Source organism: Amycolatopsis sp. NPDC051071 (genome assembly GCF_040682875.1).
GTDB lineage: Bacteria > Actinomycetota > Actinomycetes > Mycobacteriales > Pseudonocardiaceae > Amycolatopsis.
On the sequence record NZ_JBFBBY010000096.1, the window covers coordinates 16,492 to 31,430 of the forward strand.

Genomic DNA, 14,939 nt, shown 5'->3' on the forward strand with positions numbered 1-14,939 from the left:
GGCGTGTCTGGCCCTAGGCCCGGTAATTCGACTGGAGGTCGCCCAGGAGAGTCTCGTACGCCGTCCGGTCGAAACGGGCCATGGCGGACCGGTATTCCTCCTGATCAGGATCGAACGGCTCGTAGTCGACCTGCCAGCCGAAAGCCCGCCACTCGACACTGTCGTCGCTGAAGACGACCTCGACGCTGTAGGCGCCGCAACCGAGGTCACCGCACAGCGGGCACATCAGCAGCGCGACCCTTCCGTCGTCGAAATGACCCGGCAAGTGGCCCAGCAGCCGCGAAAGCGTCTCGACAGCCGACTCACGCCACACGTCGTCGTCCAGGAAAAGCGGCGTCTGGTGCTGGGTGGAGACCGTCGAACGCAGGGCGACGCCGTCAATCGTCCAGTCCAGGAACCTGGCCTCGCCGTCGTTCCACGTCGTCACCGAGGGCTCGACGCCCAGTTTGTTCACACTCGCTCCCGTTTCAGCACGCGCAGCCCGTTGCCGAACCGCCGCACCGGCAGGCTCACCCCGCCGCGCCGGATCAGCACGACGGCGCACACTACCGCGGCGAGCGCCGAGATCGCGCCACCGATGTAGAACGGCGAGCGGCCGCCGAAAGCGTCGGCCATCCAGCCGGTCATCGGGCCGCCGATGGGGTTGCCGCCGATCAGGACCAGGACGTACAGGCCCATCACGCGGCCACGCATCTCCGGGCTGACCGCGGTCTGCACCAGCGCGTTCGCCGTGTTCAGAAACGTGATCGTGGCGTAGCCGAGCGGGATCAGCGCGAGGCCGAAAGTCAGGTACGTCGGCATGAACGCGGTGATCACCTCGAACGCGCCGAGCAGGAACGCCGAGATCAGCAGCAACCGCACCCGCGGACCGCCCCGGGTGTTGCGGCGTGCCGACATCAGCGCGCCGGTGAAAGTGCCGACGGCGACCAGCGTCGAGAGAAGGCCGTAGCCGTCCGCGTTGGTGTGGAAGACGTTCGCCGCGACGATCGGCAGTGAAGTGAAGTACGTGATGCCGAAGGTGCTCACGAAGAACACCAGCACCATCACCGTCATCAGGTCGCTGCGCCGCCGGACGTACCGCAGCCCTTCGACCAGCTGCCCCTTCTCACGCGGGATGACGGGGCCGCGAAAGAGTTTGTCCGGGTTCATCATCATCAGCGCGGCGATGACGGCCCCGGTGCTCAGCGCGTTCGCCATGAACAGCCAGCCGGTGCCGACCCACGTGATCGCGAAACCCGCGATCGCCGGGCCGACGATACGCGCCATGTTGAAGATCGAGGAGTTCAGCGCGACGGCGTTGGTGACCTTGTCCCTGCCGACCATCTCGGCGACGAACGACTGCCGCGCGGGCACTTCCAGCGACGCCGTACAGCCCAGCGTGAAGCAGAGGAGGTAAACGTGCCAGAGCGCCGCGATCCCGCTCAGGTCGAGCGCGCCGAGGACGATCGCCTGTGCCAGCACGGCGAACTGGATACCGATCAGCAGCCGCCGCTTGTCGACGCGGTCGGCCAGCACCCCGGCCCACAGCGAGAGGAACAGCGTCGGCACGAACTGCAGTGCGACGGCGATGCCCAGCGCGATCGGGTTGTTGCCGCTGAGGGTGAACACCAGCCAGTCCTGGGCGATGCGCTGCATCCAGGTGCCGATATTCGAGATGACCTGGCCGGTGAAGAACAGCCGGTAGTTTCGCACCTTCAGCGAGGAGAACATGCTCGCGCGCGGCTTCTCGCGGTCCGGCGTGGGTGGCGGTGGAGCGGGTACCCGGGTAACGGTGGTCTTCGAAGGACACTGTGTTTCGTTACCCGTGGTCGTCACCGCTGTTAGTTCCCCGCCATCCTGTCGATGATCTCGGCGGCGCGAGAAAGCACTTCGCGTTCCTCGGTGCTCAACTCCGCCAGTTGCTTGTCCAGCCAGATCTCCCGCGCGGTGATCTGCTCGATCACGTACGACCGGCCACGGTCCGACAGTTCGACGATGGCCTGACGGCCGTCCGTCGGATGCGGCCTGCGCTCGACGTAATCCATGTCCTCGAGGGCGGCGATCACCCTCGTCATCGACGGGGGCTGCACGCCTTCTTTCGCGGCGAGCTGGCCAGGGGTCAGCGCACCGCATTTGTGCAACGTGGACAGCGCGGACACCTGTGTCAGCGAGATGCCGTCACCGGCGCGCTGTGCCCGTAGCCGGCGATTGAGCCGCACCACCGCGAGACGCAAGCGGCTCGCCAATGAGCGCTCGTGGGTGTCTCCGGACATATAGTTAGCATACCTCACGATCGGATCACTGGCCCGTGAGATCGACCACGGGCGACGAAACCGCAGGTCAGCTGAACGCGGCCTGGATCGGGCCGACGGCGAAGTAGGCCAAGAACAGCACCGCGATGCCCCACATAAGCGGGTGGATGCCCTTCGCCTTGCCGGTGACCGCGCGGAGGACGACGAAGCTGACGAACCCGGCGCCGATGCCGTTCGCGATCGAGTAGGTGAACGGCATGATCACGATCGTCAGGAACGCGGGCAGCGCGACGGTGAAGTCCGAGAAGTCGATCTCCTTGATCTGGCTCATCATCAGCGCGCCGACGACGACCAGTGCCGGAGCCGCGGCTTCGACCGGGACGACCTGGTACAGCGGCGTCAGGAACATCGCCGCGATGAAGAGCACGCCGGTGACGACGTTCGCGAGCCCGGTCCTGGCGCCCTCGGCGATCCCGGACGCGGACTCGACGTAGACGGTGTTCGAACTCGACGACGCGAGGCCACCCGCCGCCCCCGCGAGACCGTCGACGAACAGGGCCTTGCCGACGTTCGGGAGTTTGCCGTCCGGCGGGAGGAGGTTCGCCTCCTTCGCCAGCCCGGTCATCGAACCCATGGTGTCGAAGAAGTCCGCGAGCACCAGGGTGAACACCAGCAGGACGACGGTGATGATCGGCAGCCGTGTCCAGGCGCCGAAGGAGATGTCGCCGACCAATGAGAGATCCGGCAGGCCGAGGACCTGGTCGGGCAGTGCCGGGTAGCCGAGGTTCCAGCCCTGCGGGTTGACGCCCTTCGACGGGCCGACCTTCGTGATCGCCTCGACGACGATCGCCAGCACGGTCGAGGCGAGCACGCCGATCAGGATCGCGCCCTTGACCCGTTTGGCGACCAGGATGCCGGTGACCAGCAGACCGACCACGAACACCACGGTCGGCCAGGACGCGATCGAGCCGTTGATGCCGAGCCCGACCGGCACGGTGGTCTTCGCGTCGTCCGGCACGCGCCGGACGAATCCGGCGTCGACCAGGCCGATCAGGCAGATGAAGAGGCCGATCCCGACCGCGATGGCCGATTTGAGCGGCGGCGGGACGGCGTTGAACACCGCCGTCCGGATCCCGGCGAAGACCAGCAGGACGATGACCAGTCCCTCGATCACCACCAGACCCATCGCCTCCGGCCAGGTCATCTGCGAGGCGAAGGTGACCGCGATGAGGCTGTTGATTCCGAGTCCGGTGGCGATCGCGAACGGGTAGTTCGCGACCAGCCCCATGATGATGGTCAGCACCCCGGCGACCAGCGCGGTCACCGCGGCGACTTGCGGGACCGGGAGGATGGCGCCGACGACGTCCTTGTGCGCGCCGGCGTCGGAAGCGGAGAAGCTGCCGATGATCAGCGGGTTCAGTACCACGATGTAGGCCATCGTGAAGAAGGTGACGATCCCGCCGCGGACCTCACGTCCCGGTGTCGAGCCGCGCTCGCTGATCTTGAAATACCGGTCCAGTGTGGACCGGGTGCGCTGCTCCGCCATCGCATACCATCCTTCGCCCGTTGCCGGGTACCCTTCCCCACGTGGGCGAATCGATCAATTCCGGGGAAGTAAACGGTTCATTGCGGCCAACGCCGGAGCTGCCGAAGCGGCTGACCGACCTGACGCCGGTGGTGATCGTAGGTACCTCGCTCTGGGCGGTCGCGACCGTGGTCCTGTTCTTGGTGACCGACGGCCTCTGGGTACAGACGTCGTTGTCCGGCCTCGTGCTCGGCTTCATCGGCCTCGCGATCATCGCGTGGCAGCGCGCCGCCGCCCGGCGCGGCTCGAAAGGCGCCCAACGCCTGTGACCCCACTATGCGTTTAGTCCTCTGGTTGCGGTCCTTGCGCGTGCAAGTACCGCAACCAGAGGACTAAACGCGTCAGTTGAGGAGTGCGGCGGGCGAGGGGTCTTCGAGCAGGGCCGTGAGGACGTGCCGGTCCGGCCAGCGGTCCGTGGCCCAGGCGAAGGCCCGCGCGAGGCCTTCCGGGGTGTCGGCGGCGTGCAGCCTGCCGTCGGACCACCAGGCGACCTCGTGCTCGGCGCCTTCGAAGGCCACCGTCAGCGTCTCGTGCAGCAGCATGCCGCCGTCGGGCAGCTCGACACCCAGCTGATCGGCGGCCAGCCGGAGCGCGGAAAGCTCCGTCCACGGCACGTACTCGCCGTCGTCGGTGACCTTGGCGTCGAGACCACTCGCCACCGGCAGGTCCAGCAGCTCCGCCAGCGCGACGGCACCGCTCGCCGCGACGACCATCCGGTCCGGCGCCAGCACGGCGGCGAACCACGGGACGTCGAGTACGACGGCGTTCCCGGCGTCGACGGCAGAACCGTCCGCGACCCGGACCCGTTCGGGCACGTCGACGTCCACTCCTGCCGCACTGAGCACGGCATGCGCACGGGACGCGAGCCCGGGGCTCACTGTCCGTTCGGGATCACCCAGCCGCTCCAGGAGATCTTCGACGTCTTCGGCGTCTGTTCCCAGCTTCGTCCGCACTCCGGCGGCGAGCAGGATTTCCTTGCTCAGCCCCGAATCCGGGACAACGTCGTAAAGCCCGGTGAGCGTGGCGGCTTCGGGCATGCGCCAGTCGAGCGGCGCGTGGCCGTCCAGCAACGCGTACCGCGCGAGCCACCAGCCGGTGTGCCCACCCGGTTCGGTGAGCGCGCGCCAGGTCTCCGGACGAGCGGCGAGCAGGCGCAGTGCCTCGGGCCAGGCGTCGTCGGCGACCAGGTCGAGATCGCGTACGGCGAGCACCCGTGACGGCGGGCGTTCCCGCGCGTCCCACCAGTCGTGTTCGTCGGGCAGGCCGTGCACTGGCTCCAGCGGGTCGTCGTCGGCGATGATGGCGAACGAATCGAGGACGCCGACCGCGACGAGCGTTTCCGACGGCCAGTCTTCGGCGAATTCCTCGTCCAGTACGGACATCGGGCCGTCTTCTTCGAACACTTCGGGGTCGAAGACGTCGCCCAGCGGCGAATTCGGCAGGATCAGCTCGTCCGCGCGCCGCCAGCCGTCCTCGCTCGGAAGCGCCAGCGCGCCCGCCCACTCGGGGGCTTCGTCACCGACCTCGGCGATCAAGCGGAGCACCGCGCCCGCCAGCGAGACACCGTCCAAACCGGACTGGACGTCCTCGACGCTGCGCTCGACGGCGGCGGCCAACGCGTCGGCTTCGAGCAGGTCGCCCGCCTCAGCGTGCCTGGCGCCCAAGCGTTCCAGCAGCGGATGCGCCGCGACCGGATGCACCAGCCGTAACCCGATGATGTCCACATCGGACAGAAGTTCGAGCAGTTCCGCCGAGCCGCCGACCAGCAGCGCGTCCCGGACACCGGGCAGCGTGCGGCCGTCCGACATCGGCACCGGCAGGGCGCCGAGGTCGTCCTTGGTGAGGTCGTGCGCTTCGAGCGCCGGAAGCAACACATCGTAGAGCGAACGCCACCACGACGGCTCACGCTGGACGCCGGTCAGCAGTTCGACGGCCTCGGCCGGCGAAAGCGACCGTGCTCCGACGGCACGAAGGTCCACACCGGACAGTGACAACAGCCCGGGCACCAAATCCGCCAGCAGGGGCGCCAACCCCGGCACATCCACTGACAGGACACGTGCCCGACGCCCCGGCAAGTCGTCACCTTCTTGCGCGGGAAGCCACGGCGAGTCGGTGAGATTCTCCAGGATGGCCTCGCGCAGCGTTCCGTCCACAGTGGAACGTGGGAAGTCCGCGCCTGGCACGAGTGCGAGACGTTCCTTGGCAGGCAAGGAACAGACGAGGTCGACGTACTCACGCGCGGCGTTCTTGAGCGCGGCTGTCAGCTCCGGCCCCGGCAGTGCACGCCGTCGTGACGGCTCGATCGGCAACGTCGCGATCAGCCGCGCGGGCAGGGAAAGTTCGTCGTCGGTCGGCGTCGGGGCGTGCAGGACGTCGTCGCCGAGCGGGCGCGGTGAACCGGATCCGTCCAGCGGAACCGCCCAGACGACGTCGCCGCGATGAACCTGCCAGTGCTCGGCCGTCCCGTCCGGCGAAGAAAGCTGGACGACGCCGTCGCCGACATCGGTGCGACGCCAGACACCGCCTTCGATCTCGACACTTTCCAGCCAGGACAAGGTGAGCAGGAGATCGCCGATGTCGCTCGCCAGCTCCGCCAGCAACGCGGGGAGGTCGACGCCCTCACGCACCGGAAGCCGGACCTCGGTGGTGAAACCCTCGGGCACGGGTGGTTCGCCGTCCGAGACCGGCCAGGGAAGACGGAGGACGGGAACGTCACCGGTGCGCGCGGCTTCGGCTCGCGTCCGTTCCGCGGAGAACGCGACCCCGCCGGTCACCGAAACGATCCGCGGCTCGGCGGAAACCGTGAGCACGGCGGCGAAACCGACGCCGAACCGGCCGACGGTCTCGTCACCCTTGCCGGAAGCACGCAGGGAAGCGAGTGATTCGACGCCGCGCGCGTCCAGCGGCGCGCCCGTATTGGCGAACCACAGTTCACCGTCCACAACGGACACCCGGAGCCTGCCGCGTTCGCCTGCCGCCAGCGCGGCGTCGGCGGCGTTCTGCGCCAGCTCGACGAACAGCCGGTCACGGTAGCCACCGACCCGGAGATCGTTCTCCGTGTTGGTGTCTTCGGTGAACCGCGTCGGCGAATCCGCCCAGGCACGCAGGACGGCGGCACGCAGCCGCTCGGTGCCGAAGGGGTCAGTGCTCACTGGTGGTTTCGGTGGCCTCGGTCTTCGGCTCGTCGGTCTTCGTCTCGTCGGCCGGGACAACCGTCTCCGGCTCGACCTCGGGCTGGACCTCGGCGGTCTCGGGCACCTCGGCGACCGGGGCCTCGGACTCGTCGACGACAGTGGCTTCGGCCGTCTCGGCGGTGTCGGCCTCAGCGGTCTCGATCTCGGCGGTCTCGATCTCGGCGATCTCGGCCGGGGTTTCCGCGGGAGGCTCCACGGCCGCGTCCAGCTCGGCCTCGTATTCGAGCAGCGAGTCGTCGTAGACCAGTTCCGCGACCGGCACCGACGAGGTCACCTCGACCTCGATCTCGGAATGCGCGCCGCAGCCGTACGCGACGTCGACGACGTGGCCGTCCGCCGGGGAGATGTCGTTGGTGCACGCGCCGAAGGCCGCGCTGAGCGACCCGGCGAGCGGCACGAAGAAACCACAGCTGCCGCAGACGTCCGGCGCGCTGCGCGCCATATCCGACCGCGGGCCGAACTCGCCGTCGTGCCAGCGGGCGGCGGCGTCGAGCCTGCCGTGGCGGGAGAGCACGTGGACCCGGCCGAGCCCGGTCTCCTTGGCGACCTCTTCGACCGCGGGGTCGTCGGACGCCAGGTACGCGGGAGCGAGCCGCGGGTCGTCCTTCTCCACCGGGAAGATGTCGCCGACGCCGAGGTCACCGGCCTGCACGCGGCGATCCCACGGGACCCACGCCGGCGCGACCCGCGCGTTCGGACCCGGGATGAGCACGACCTCGCTGATCGTGATCGGCTCTTCCTCGCCGGCGAGCGCGACCGTCACCGACCAGCGCCAGCCGCGATAACCCATCACGGTCGCCTCGAACAGGTGACTCGCGGAAACCGCGTCCTCCCGGTCGACGCCGACGTGCGCGCCGACCTGATCGGCACCGGCGTCCGCCAGCACCGCGGTGCGGGCGAGTTCGACCGCCTCGGCGAGTTTGCGCTGGATAGAGCCGTCGTCCAGGGTCAACAGCAGGGTCATGCCCCCATTCTGCCGCACGCGGTCCAGCGGTCCGTGTCAGGCTGTCCGCGTGCGCACGCTGATGACCACATCGCTTCTGCTGGCAGCCCTCCTCGGTGGCTGCGCCGCCCCGCCGGTGAGCGACGCCGCCCCGCCCTCGCCCGCGAAACTCAAGGTGCGGGTGCTCTCGACCCTGCCGCACGACCCGGACGCCTTCACCCAGGGCCTCGAGTTCGCCGGGGAGACGCTGTACGAGGGGACCGGTCTCGTCGGGAAGTCGTCGTTGCGGGCCGGTCCCGCCGGTGCGACGCCGACGGTGAGGGCGGAATTGCCGGGCCTGTTCGGCGAAGGCATCACCGTGCTCGGGCCGACGGTCTGGCAGATCACCTGGCAGGACGGCGTGGCGATCGAGCGCGACGCGAAGACGCTCGCCGAACGCGGGCGCGTCGGCTACACCGGCGAAGGCTGGGGCCTGTGCCATCGGGAGGGCACCGGGCAGCTGGTGATGAGCGACGGCTCGTCGAAGCTGACCTTCCGCGACCCCGTGTCCTTCGCGCCCACCGGCAGCGTCGAGGTCGGCCGCGATCGGCTGAACGAGCTGGAGTGCGTGGGCGACTCGGTGTACGCGAACGTCTGGCAGACGGACAAGATCCTGCGGATCGACGCCGCGTCCGGGCGGGTCACCGGCGAAATCGACGCGTCCGGGCTCCTCACCCCCGAGGAGCGGCGCTCCACAGACGTCCTCAACGGCATCGCCGCGGTGCCGGGGACGGACGAATTCCTCGTCACCGGCAAGCTCTGGCCCAAGATGTTCCGGGTGAAGTTCGTCGCCGCTTAGGGGCAATCCTGCGAAGCGCAGCTTCTCCGTTGAGGGTGGTGGCGGGGGCATGGATGGAGAAAGCAGTGGTAAGCGCGCGCGGCGGTCCCCGCGTAAGGCAGGATTGAAGGGTGGGAATCTTCGGCTCGAACTCTGGACCCGACGGCACGCGTAACGGCCGGCCGGGCAAGGAGCGCGGCCGTAAGAGCAAGCGCAAGTGGACGCCGGAGCCCGGCTCCGCGCAGGCGCGCACCTGGTCCGCGCCGCCGCCGACCAGGGTCGATCAGCAGCCTGTCCCGCCGCGCGCGGCCCGGCCACAGCCGGAGTACCACCCGCAGACGCCGCCCCACCACCAGCACGAATACCAGCCGCATCCGGCCGGACCGACCGCCGACGAGGCCCGCACCGGCGCGATCCCGATGGGGCATCACCAGCCACCACCGCCCCGGACTCCGCCGCAGACGCCTCCCCGTGGCGCGCGGCCGTACCCGGACCCTTCGCAGCGGCAGACCGAACCCGTCCGGCGTCGTCCCGGCGGGTTCTACGACGATCAGCCGCCGGGCAGCGGCGAGTACGAGCACTACGACACCGGCGGTTACGCGGGTGAACCGCGGGTCGCCGAGGAACAGCCGCAGGAGCATCCGACGACCACCGCGGTCCCGCCGCGCGCGGGCTCGATGCCGAAGCTGCCGAAGAAGATCACCGTCACCCGTGTCGCGGCGATGCGCAGCCGTCAGCTCACCGGGCAGGCCGTCGGCGCGTTCCAGCGCGCGACGAAGGCGGACGGCGCCGACAAGTCGGGCCTAACTTCGCTGACGTACGCGGTGATGCTGAACTACGCCAGCGACGCCGCGATGGCGATCGCGCTGGCCAACACGCTGTTCTTCGCCGCCACCAGCGGCGAGAGCAAGGGCAAGGTCGCGCTCTACCTGCTCATCACGATCGCCCCGTTCGCACTGGTCGCGCCGGTGATCGGGCCGGCGCTGGACAAGATCCAGCGCGGACGGCGGCTCGCCATGTGCGTGTCCTCCGCCGGTCAGGCGCTGATGGCCATCGTGATGGCACTGCATTTCGACGACTGGCTGCTGTACCCGGCGGCACTCGGGATGATGGTGCTCTCGAAGTCGTTCACCGTGCTCAAAGCCGCCATGACGCCACGGGTGCTGCCACCCGAGATCACCCTTTCGAAGACCAATGCCCGGCTGACCGTGTTTGGACTGGTCGCCGCCGGCACGTTCGGCGCGTTGGCGAGCGGGTTCAATGCGATCTGGGGTTCACAGGGCGCGCTGTGGTTCACCATGGTGATCTGCGTCGCGGCCGCTGTGCAGTCGATGCGCATCCCGTCGTGGGTCGAGAAGACCGAGGGCGAGGTGCCCGCGTCGCTGTCCGCACATCCGGAACGGCGGGTGAAGAAGCAGCGGCAGCCGATGGGGCGGCAGATCGTCATCTCGTTGTGGGGCAACGGCACCGTCCGCGTGCTGACCGGGTTCCTGATGATGTTCTCCGCGTTCGCGGTGAAGGCACAGACCGAGGGCAGCGGGCAGAGCCCGTTCAACCAGTTGCTGCTGCTCGGCATCATCGGTGCCGCGGCGGGCGTCGGCGGTTTCGCCGGGAACGCGCTCGGCTCGCGGCTGCATTTCGGCAAACCGGACCAGGTGATCCTGGCCTGTGTCGGGGCTTGCCTCGGCATGTCGGTCATCGCCACCGTGGTGGCCGGGCTGGCGACGGCGGCGATCGTCGCACTGGTCGGCGCGACCGCGAGCGCGCTGGCGAAGATCAGCCTCGACGCCGTCATCCAGGAAGACCTGCCGGAGGAATCACGCGCTTCGGCGTTCGGGCGGTCCGAGACCGTGCTGCAGATGGCCTGGTGCTTCGGCGGTGCCGTCGGCCTGCTGCTTCCGCCGACGTACTGGATCGGGTTCCTTGTGCTGTCGATCCTGCTGGCCTTCGGGTTCACGCAGACGTTCATGGTCCGGCGTGGCACCTCGCTGATCCCCGGCCTCGGCGGCGACCGGCCGCTGCGCCCGGACCCGACCAGCGAATCGCCGGTGCCCTCGCCAGGCCGGTGACTCCCGGTGGCGGCCGGGCTCGTAATCTTCACCGTATGCGGCGACTTCGTATCTTGGCCCTGCTCGCGGCGGGTGGTTTCGTGGTGGCCGGTTGCTCGGCCCCCGGCCCCGAAGAGGTGACCTTCTTCGCCGACGGGAAGACGGTGAACGTCCTCCCGCTGGCGTCCTGTGACGTGAAGAGCGCCCAGTGCACGACCAAACCCGACGCCGCGGGCAAGCTGCGTGTCCGGCCGGGGAAGCCGGTGCAGATCTCGGTGCCGGGCGGGATCGCCGAAACGCCGTGGAAGGTCACCGTGCAGTACGTGAACGCCAAGGGCGAGCCGCAGGAACTGAAGCAGGACATCATCACGTCGCTGGACCGGTTCGCCTACACGGTGACCACGCCCCGGCCCGACGACCAGCTCCTCGTCGTCGAGGTGGCGCAGGCTTCGGTGATCAGCCAGACCGGACGTCCGGAGGACGCGGAGGCGGTCACGACCGCTATCTGGTCGCTGCAGGTCGAACCGGCCGCCATCTGAGCCCGCTCACGGTGGTCGTGAGGCATTCGCTTGATGTACTCCTTGAGGGACCCTGGGTCCCTCACCGGCTCGGACCAGCACCTCAAGTCCCAACCACCCCACCAGTCACCACGGCGGCGCGTGAAGGACCCCTTCCCTCGGCTCAGCCGAGGAAACTCGACCTTCACACCTTCCCCCAGTACATGAAGGCCCCCTTCCTGTACCTAGGCGCAAGGAAGGCCCCCTTCCTGTACTTAGGCGTACATGAACCACCCCACCAGTCACCACGACAGCGCGTGAAGGCCCCCTTCCCTCGGCTCAGCCGAGGAAACTCGACCTTCACACCTTCCCCAAGTACATGAAGGCCCCCTTCCTGTACCTAGGCGCAAGGAAGGGGGCCTTCATGTACTTCAGGCGGAAGCCGTCGATCAGGGATCGAGGTCCCTGGCGACCGCGCGCATGATCTCGGCGACCTGCTTGGTGTGCTTCCGGTCCGGGTAGCGGTCGCGCCGCAGGTCCGGCTGCACCTTGAGTTCGAGCAGCTTGATCATGTCCTCGATGAGCCCGTGCAGCTCCTCGGCGGGACGGCGGCGCGCCTCGGCGATTGAGGGCGGCGGGTCCAGCAACCGGACGGAGAGCGCTTGCGGGCCGCGGCGGCCGTCGGCGACACCGAACTCGAGGCGCTGCCCTGCCTTGAGCCCTTCGACGCCCTGCGGCAGCGCGGCTTTGCGGATGTAGACGTCGGCGCCCCCATCCTGGGTGACGAAACCGAAACCCTTTTCCGCGTCGTACCACTTGACCTTGCCGGTCGGCACTTCCCTCACCCATTCCTTTGCTGTCCCGCTCACAACGAACGCGCCCGGGGGCGTACCCAGGGCGCGCGTCCGCTAAGCCTATCTCGACACATGCCCTGTGGAGAAGCGGATACCGGCGGTTACCCTCTGTCTCATGGAGACCGCAGTAAAGGAGGCCGCCGTGGCCGTCCCCGAAAAGCCCGGCAAGCCGATCCTCATGCGGGTGGGCATCGGCCTGTTCGCGATCGGCATCCTCGCCGTCACGGCCGTGTTCATCCTGTTCGCGGCCGGTCTGGAGAACCTGCCGGTATGGCTGTCCGCCGCGGCCGGTGTGATCACCCCGCTGGGTCTGGCACTCGGCCTGATCGCCCTGGTTCGCGAAGCTCGCCGAAAGAGCTGAACCACGCCGGGAACTCGGTCAACGAGTCGAACACCACTTCGGCGCCCTCCGCCAGCAGTTCGGCGCGGTCGCACGGACCCGTCGTGACCCCGACGGGCACCGCGCCCGCCGCCAGCGCGCCGCGGATGTCGCCGAGGTGGTCCCCGACGTAGGCGACGGCGCCGTGCGCGGTGAGCGCGGCGGCCTTCTGCGTCGACCACAACTCCCCGACCAGGACGTCGACCTCGAAACCGAGGGCGTCCAGGTGGAGTTTCGCGTTGGGCCCGAACTTGCCGGTGACGACCACCGTGCGCCCGCCCGCCTCGCGGACCGCGTGCAGTGCTTCGGCCGCGCCGGGCAGCGCGACCGTCACCGGCACGACGGTCTCCGGGTACATCGCGCGGAAGCGCGTCACCAGTTCCGGGATGCGCTCCTCCGGCGCCCCGAAGCCGCGCAGGCTGGCGTCCAGCGGCGGGCCGAGGTTGGCCGCGAAGAACTCGCCGTCCAGCGGCAAGCCGGACTCTTCGCCGAGCGCGTTCATCACCGCGACCATGCCTGGCCGCGGATCGATCAGTGTCATGTCGAGGTCGAACCCCACGGTGATGCCCACGCGAGTCACGTTAGCCGCCGTCACCGACTGATTTACATCGGCTGGACATCCGTCAACTCCTTTGACATGGGTGGATTCTGTGTCAAGCTGGGGAGTGTGGGCGAGATCACGAGTTTCTCCGATCGGACCAAGGCCTCTCTGCGGGAGTCCCTGCTCGACGCCGCCACCGAGCTGCTCCCGGAGCGTGGCTACGCGGCGTTGCGGATGGCGGACGTGGCCGCACTGGCCGGGGTGAGCAGGCAAACCGTCTACAACGAGTTCGGCAACAAGGCGGCGCTGGCCCAGGCCGTCGTGCTGCGGACGACGGCGGAGTTCCTGGAGGGCATCCGGCTGCGCTTCGAGCACGCGGAGGACCTCCTCGACGGGATCCACGGGGCGGTCGTCTACACGATCGCGCACGCCCGCGAGAACCGGCTGGTCGCCGCCGCGCTGGGTACCGAAACACCGGGGACCGAAGCGGGCGAAGACCTCCTTCCGTTGCTCACCACCAAGGGCGAGCCGATCCTGGCCGCCGCCATCGAGATCGCGGCCGGGCAATACCGCGAGTTCGAGCCGTCGCTTTCGGCTCGCTCCGCCGCGCTGCTGGCGGAGACCGTCGTGCGGCTTTCCCTGTCCCATCTCGTCATGCCGTCGCATACGGCCGACGAGGCGGCGGCCTCCGTTGTCGCCGTGCTGGCGCCCGCCATCCGGGCGCTGACCACCGATTCGAAGGGGACACGATGACCGATACGCTTTCCGAGCTGCGGACCGGTTTTTCCTCACTGCGCAAGGGCGGGCTGAACTGGGACTCGTTCCCGCTGCGGCTGTTCGCCAAGGGCAACAAGAAGTTCTGGAACCCCGCCGACATCGACTTCTCCCGTGAACGCGAAGGCTGGGACAGCCTCAACCCGGAACAGCAGCGGTCGACGACGTACCTGGTCGCCCAGTTCATCGCGGGCGAAGAGGCGGTCACCGAGGACATCCAGCCGTTCATGCGGGCGATGTCCGCGACCGGCCGGTTCGGCGACGAGATGTACCTGACACAGTTCTGTTTCGAAGAGGCCAAGCACACCGAAGTGTTCCGCCGCTGGATGGACGCCGTCGGGCTGACCCAGGACCTGCATCCGTACGTCGCGGAGAATCCCCACTACCGCAAGCTTTTCTACGAAGAGCTGCCACAGTCGCTGCGGGCACTGGAGGACGATCCCAGTCCGCTCAACCAGATCCGCGCGAGCGTCACCTACAACCACGTCATCGAAGGCAGTCTCGCGCTCACCGGATACTACTCGTGGCAGCTGATCTGCACACAGCACGACATCCTGCCCGGCATGCAGGAACTGGTGCGCCGCATCGGTGACGACGAACGCCGTCACATGGCGTGGGGCACCTTCACCTGCCGCCGTCACGTCGCCGCGGACGACTCGCTGTGGGACGCGGTGCAGCAGCGGATGGGTGAACTGCTCCCCCACGCGCTCAACATGATCCAGTGGGTGCAGGACCAGTTCGAGGAGATCCCGTTCGACAACGATCCGCAGGAGATCATCCAGTACGCGGCGGACCGGGCGCAGCGGCGGCTGGGTGCGATCGAGTCCGCGCGTGGGATGCCGGTGGAGCAGATCGACCTCGACTACTCGCCCGAGAACCTCGAAGAGACCTTCGGTGAAGAAGACGCGAAGGCGATCGCCGAGGCCGCTGCCAACGTCTCGGCTTGACGGCGCGTGAAGGCCCCCTTCCCTCGGGTCAGCCCAGGGCCCCGGCAAAGTCGTTGTGGCTGGTCAGTGGGTGATTCCGAGTAGTGTTAGTGGTCGGGTGAAGTCGCGGGCGTTGTGGCGTAGTGCGGC

At 68.6% G+C, this 14,939-nt stretch carries 15 protein-coding genes; 7 read left to right on the plus strand and 8 right to left on the minus strand.

The window, feature by feature from the left end; all coding sequences use genetic code 11:
* Nucleotides 1–13: 13 nt before the first annotated feature.
* The 4 genes from AB0M65_RS26905 to AB0M65_RS26920 form a co-directional block, all read right to left on the minus strand.
* Nucleotides 14–454 carry a hypothetical protein gene (locus AB0M65_RS26905; protein WP_364033084.1) on the minus strand — a complete coding sequence of 147 codons (441 nt, stop codon included), beginning with the start codon at nt 452–454 and terminating at the stop codon, nt 14–16.
* Nucleotides 451–1,710, minus strand: coding sequence for an MFS transporter (locus AB0M65_RS26910; protein WP_364033134.1), 1,260 nt, complete (start codon nt 1,708–1,710; stop codon nt 451–453). The genes AB0M65_RS26905 and AB0M65_RS26910 overlap by 4 nt, the downstream gene beginning before the upstream one ends.
* A gap of 110 nt (nt 1,711–1,820) precedes the next feature.
* Nucleotides 1,821–2,252: a MarR family transcriptional regulator gene (locus AB0M65_RS26915; RefSeq protein WP_364033087.1), complete on the minus strand. Its 432-nt coding sequence runs from the start codon at nt 2,250–2,252 to the stop codon at nt 1,821–1,823.
* A 67-nt stretch (nt 2,253–2,319) separates the two neighbouring features.
* Nucleotides 2,320–3,777, minus strand: coding sequence for an NCS2 family permease (locus tag AB0M65_RS26920; RefSeq protein WP_364033090.1), 1,458 nt, complete (start codon nt 3,775–3,777; stop codon nt 2,320–2,322).
* A gap of 80 nt (nt 3,778–3,857) precedes the next feature.
* On the opposite strand from AB0M65_RS26920, the gene AB0M65_RS26925 reads away from it, so the two are divergent.
* A complete protein-coding gene (locus AB0M65_RS26925) occupies nt 3,858–4,085 on the plus strand; it encodes a DUF2530 domain-containing protein (RefSeq protein ID WP_364033137.1) in 228 nt (75 codons plus the stop codon).
* Nucleotides 4,086–4,157: 72 nt separating this feature from the next.
* Here AB0M65_RS26925 and AB0M65_RS26930 read toward each other — a convergent pair whose 3' ends face one another.
* Both AB0M65_RS26930 and AB0M65_RS26935 read right to left on the minus strand, forming a co-directional pair.
* Nucleotides 4,158–6,968: a molecular chaperone Hsp90 gene (locus AB0M65_RS26930; protein ID WP_364033093.1), complete on the minus strand. Its 2,811-nt coding sequence runs from the start codon at nt 6,966–6,968 to the stop codon at nt 4,158–4,160.
* Nucleotides 6,958–7,974, minus strand: coding sequence for a DUF3027 domain-containing protein (locus AB0M65_RS26935; RefSeq protein ID WP_364033096.1), 1,017 nt, complete (start codon nt 7,972–7,974; stop codon nt 6,958–6,960). The genes AB0M65_RS26930 and AB0M65_RS26935 overlap by 11 nt, the downstream gene beginning before the upstream one ends.
* Before the next feature lie 49 nt (nt 7,975–8,023).
* Between AB0M65_RS26935 and AB0M65_RS26940 the strand changes: the two genes are divergently transcribed.
* From AB0M65_RS26940 to AB0M65_RS26950, 3 genes are all read left to right on the plus strand, one after another.
* On the plus strand, nt 8,024–8,791 hold the full coding sequence (locus AB0M65_RS26940; protein ID WP_364033099.1) for a glutaminyl-peptide cyclotransferase: 768 nt from the start codon (nt 8,024–8,026) through the stop codon (nt 8,789–8,791).
* Nucleotides 8,792–8,901: 110 nt separating this feature from the next.
* Nucleotides 8,902–10,839, plus strand: coding sequence for an MFS transporter (locus AB0M65_RS26945; protein ID WP_364033102.1), 1,938 nt, complete (start codon nt 8,902–8,904; stop codon nt 10,837–10,839).
* Between the two features lie 35 nt (nt 10,840–10,874).
* On the plus strand, nt 10,875–11,357 hold the full coding sequence (locus AB0M65_RS26950) for a DUF2771 family protein (protein ID WP_364033105.1): 483 nt from the start codon (nt 10,875–10,877) through the stop codon (nt 11,355–11,357).
* 407 nt (nt 11,358–11,764) lie between these two features.
* On the opposite strand, the gene AB0M65_RS26955 is transcribed toward AB0M65_RS26950, so the two are convergent.
* A complete protein-coding gene (locus AB0M65_RS26955) occupies nt 11,765–12,151 on the minus strand; it encodes a cold-shock protein (RefSeq protein WP_364033140.1) in 387 nt (128 codons plus the stop codon).
* A 133-nt stretch (nt 12,152–12,284) separates the two neighbouring features.
* Between AB0M65_RS26955 and AB0M65_RS26960 the strand changes: the two genes are divergently transcribed.
* On the plus strand, nt 12,285–12,530 hold the full coding sequence (locus AB0M65_RS26960) for a hypothetical protein (RefSeq protein WP_364033113.1): 246 nt from the start codon (nt 12,285–12,287) through the stop codon (nt 12,528–12,530).
* Here AB0M65_RS26960 and AB0M65_RS26965 read toward each other — a convergent pair.
* Nucleotides 12,466–13,119 carry an HAD family hydrolase gene (locus AB0M65_RS26965; RefSeq protein ID WP_364033116.1) on the minus strand — a complete coding sequence of 218 codons (654 nt, stop codon included), beginning with the start codon at nt 13,117–13,119 and terminating at the stop codon, nt 12,466–12,468. The genes AB0M65_RS26960 and AB0M65_RS26965 overlap by 65 nt on opposite strands.
* Before the next feature lie 96 nt (nt 13,120–13,215).
* Here AB0M65_RS26965 and AB0M65_RS26970 point away from each other — a divergent pair, with 96 nt between their 5' ends.
* Together AB0M65_RS26970 and AB0M65_RS26975 are read left to right on the plus strand one after the other, a co-directional pair.
* Nucleotides 13,216–13,842: a TetR family transcriptional regulator gene (locus tag AB0M65_RS26970; protein ID WP_364033119.1), complete on the plus strand. Its 627-nt coding sequence runs from the start codon at nt 13,216–13,218 to the stop codon at nt 13,840–13,842.
* The gene (locus AB0M65_RS26975) at nt 13,839–14,810 is read left to right on the plus strand and encodes a R2-like ligand-binding oxidase (protein ID WP_364033122.1); all 972 of its coding nucleotides are present in this window, start codon (nt 13,839–13,841) and stop codon (nt 14,808–14,810) included. Before AB0M65_RS26970 ends, AB0M65_RS26975 begins: the two co-directional genes overlap by 4 nt.
* Nucleotides 14,811–14,939: the final 129 nt, after the last annotated feature.